The sequence below is a fragment of the Chloroflexota bacterium genome (genome assembly GCA_035652535.1).
Taxonomy (GTDB): Bacteria; Chloroflexota; UBA6077; order UBA6077; family SHYK01; genus DASRDP01.
In genome coordinates this window covers 1-3,402 of the sequence record DASRDP010000003.1, presented here as the reverse complement: position 1 = coordinate 3,402, position 3,402 = coordinate 1, and the positions used below count along the sequence as shown (strand labels likewise).

General features: G+C 65.7%; 3 protein-coding genes. All 3 read right to left on the bottom strand.

Annotated elements, in window-relative coordinates; genetic code table 11:
- A partial coding sequence (locus VFC51_00530) for a fatty acid desaturase (GenBank protein HZT05491.1) occupies positions 1–904 on the bottom strand: 904 nt, incomplete at its 3' end.
- Positions 905–1,172: 268 nt separating this feature from the next.
- A complete protein-coding gene (locus VFC51_00525) occupies positions 1,173–1,544 on the bottom strand; it encodes a hypothetical protein (GenBank protein ID HZT05490.1) in 372 nt (123 codons plus the stop codon).
- 629 nt (positions 1,545–2,173) lie between these two features.
- Positions 2,174–3,402, bottom strand: a 1,229-nt coding sequence (locus VFC51_00520; protein ID HZT05489.1) for a hypothetical protein, incomplete at its 5' end; no start/stop codon positions are given.

Below are 3,402 nucleotides of genomic sequence, written 5' to 3'. Positions count from 1 at the left end.
GCTCGATCTGGAAGCCGAGATGGCCGCTGAGCACCCGCCCCACCGGGCCGATCTCGAAGTTGCTGCTGCCCATCACCTGCCGGGCGTACCAATGCGCCCTGTCTTCCCCTTCGAGATCCTCCTCGCGGAAGGTGGCGGTGCCTTCAGTGAGATGGCCGCAGTAGATCACTGCGTAGGCCCACCCGTTGCGGACCGCGTTCGCGAGCGCATTGCCCGCGGCCACCTTCGCCGCCAATGGCCCCGCCAGCGCCGGATAGCCGACGTAATCGGCGAAGCTCCTGCGACTGGCTTTTTTCACGAAAGCCCAGAGGTCACGAGCCCGTTCGCCCCGGGGGCGCCTCCTCTTCGCCGCCTTCAAGCGACGTGGCCGGAGGTAATCGAGCAGGCCGATGTCATAGGCCCCGATCATGTACTGGAAGAACAGGCCGCTGAGCGGACTGAGCAGCGGCTGCGCGAGGTGCGCCGGGTTCCAGGCGACGTCATCGGAGAACCGGAACGCCGTGTAGCCGAAGTCTTCGTCCCGCCCGATCACGTTGGTGAAGACGTGGTGGGTCGCATTGTGCGCTCGCTTCCAGCTCTTCGCCGTGCCGACCATCTCCCATTCGTAGGTCGCGGAGCTGAGCGTCGGATCGTGCATGAAGTCGTACTGGCCGTGCAGCACGTTGTGACCGATCTCCATGTTGTCCAGCACCTTGTAGGCGGCGAGCGCGAGCACGCCCGCGCTCCAGCTGATCGGCTCGAGGCTGAAATGGATGAGGAGGCGACCGGCGACGTGCGACATCCGCGCGAACGCTCGCACGCTCCGGATGTGCTCGGCGTCGCGATCGCCGACCTTGGCCAGGTATTCGGCGCGGACGGCATCGAGCTCCGCACAAAACGATCTCGACTGGTCGGGCGACAGCATGCGCGTGTTCTCTCGTTTCTGTTGGGCGTCAGGATGGGCGCGACGCATGATCTAAGGGGTCCTCATCATGACCATGTCATCGCGCGAATGACCTCCAGGTGGAGGTCGAACAGGATCGGATTGCTCGAGCGGCGAATGGCTTCTCGAATGCCACCCTCGGCCGGACGCGTGAACAGAAGCGGGAATCTCCGGTTGCCGAGGCCTCCAGCGATGACGGCGAACCTCCCGCCCAGCAACGGCAGCTTCGCCGCTGCGCCATCGAGGATGGCTATCGAGCCTTGATCGGGACCGGATCGAGCGGCCCTTGCTCAGCCTCCGGCGCGGCCGGGACCTCGAAGAGCTCGGCGTGAGAAATGGATACCTGCGACCGCCCGATCCCCAGCCGCATCCGCACGTCGTGGTCGAGGCTGGACAGCGCGTCCTCCAGGCGCTGCACCCGCTGCTCGATGTCCAGGCCCTTCTGCTGCGACTGGTGGCGGTACTCCATCTCCAGCGTCAGCTCGCGCTCCCTGAACTTGAAGTACTTGATGGCGATGATCGCGAGCGCCGGGAGCCCGACCGCCACGCCGACGGTGACGATGGTCCCGACCACACCGATGATCAGACCGACGAGATTCGGCTGCATGCCTTCTTTACGCAACAGACCTGCCTGAATTTCGCCTGCTGCGCCCGGCCGACTTCCGGCGATACGGCCGCCCCTTGCGCACGCGGACCGGGGCGGCCCTGATCGGGAACACGTCGCCCTCGTCGCCTACTTTCTCTGGTCGTGCGGCACAGAGCAGGTGGCGGTGCTGGAGGCCACGTTCCCGGCGATGTCCCGCGCGGAAGCGGTGATGGTGTACACGCGCCCGCGACCCGAGCCCAGCCGATCGGCGCGGACCTGGACCACCCCGCCGCTCACCACGATGTCGCCGCCGGCGCTCTGGGGCTCGCTGCTCGTGACCTCGATGGAGAGCGATTCCGTATGCCAGCGGTCGATGGAGTGGAGTCAAGTACGGTCGCAGCAAAGAAATACACAGTTGCAGGCGCCGCGGGCCGCGCTCGCGTCGTAACCGGAGGATCAGGCTGAAGGAAGAACCTCCTTGCGCGCCGAGGTGTAGCCGAACCCCGGCCGCACTCTGTTACGGTCCGCAACGTGAAGGGAGACCGCCAGGTCGCGCCCCTTCACGGGTGGCGGCGGCCACTTCCGGAAAATAGCAAGCGACCGACGGGATCCCTGGGCGAGAAATGCGGGGACCGGCTCACCGGCAGCCGGTCCCCGGTGGCTTGCTAATCGTCGTCGCTCAGGCCGGCGATCCGTGCCGCATCTCCGGTCAGTCGCAGCACGTGCAATCCGCTGTCGGCGCGGTCCACGATGTAGACGAAGCCGCGGTCGTCGGTCGCGACGTTGTTCGTCTGCACCGCCTGGACGCAGACGTTCGGATCGCCCCGGAACGGCGCGCATCGGAGGTCCGTGTTCGCATTGACTGCCGGGATGAAGAAGGCCACCTCCTTGGGATCATATGGATCCCGAATGTCGGTGACGCGTACGCCGGCATTGAACTGGGAGGTGAAGACGAGCTTCTGGTAGAAGGGCGGCCCGAACTCCTCGTTCGTCGCGTGCGGCCCGAAGCGTCCGCCTCGCGCGCAGAAGTGCCCGCTTGCTTCCGGCACCTGGTACGTCGCGATCGACTGCGGACGCCCTTCGTCCGTCGCGTCCACGGTGAAGCTCAAGTGCCGGACCTGTCCGGCGCAGAAGTTTGCCGTTGCCTCGGACGTGACGAAGACGATGTCGCGAGGCGTTCCGAGATCCGGGTTGCCCGTTTCAGGAGCGACGATGAAGTCCTGGATGGGGATCTTCCCGATCGGAAAGCTCGTGTGAGCGCCGTTGTCCGGATTCATGATCCAGCGCCCGAGCTCTGCCGTCTTGAAATCGGTGCAGGGAGTGGGGAGCTGCGAAGACGCGGCGGAGCCACAGGTGACCCCCGTGCCCCACGGCGGCGGCAGCAGCTTCGTGCGGTCGACGATCTGCATGACTCCCGAAGAACTGGTCCCATAGGCGAAGTAGACACGGTCGAGTGTGGCGCCCGTTCCAGAGATGGGATTGCTGGAGGCGTTGGGACCGGTGGAGATCGGACCATGGATGCTGGGGACGGTGGTGCCGAAGTGCGGGATCGGCGCTCCACCCGGTTGCTGGCCGTCGAGCGCCCAATCGCGGAGGAAGACCGGGCTTGCCGGGTTGCTGAGGTCGAAGATGAAGATGTGGTTCCCACCCTTCCAACCCGACGCGGTGTCATTGCCGCGCCGGCCGACGATGTAAGCGATGCCCGTGTCGCACTCCCACCAGCTCTTGTGCGTTCCTGCCAGCGCTCCCGGCTGTCCCGTCCCTGCTCCGATGACGGGGTTGCTGCCCGCAACGGTTCGCACTCCAAAGGGGGAAGCCGGATTCGTCACATCCCAGATCTCATGCGCTGTATTCCCATAAGTGCGGAGCATGAAGACTCTCCCGGTGTTGGCGC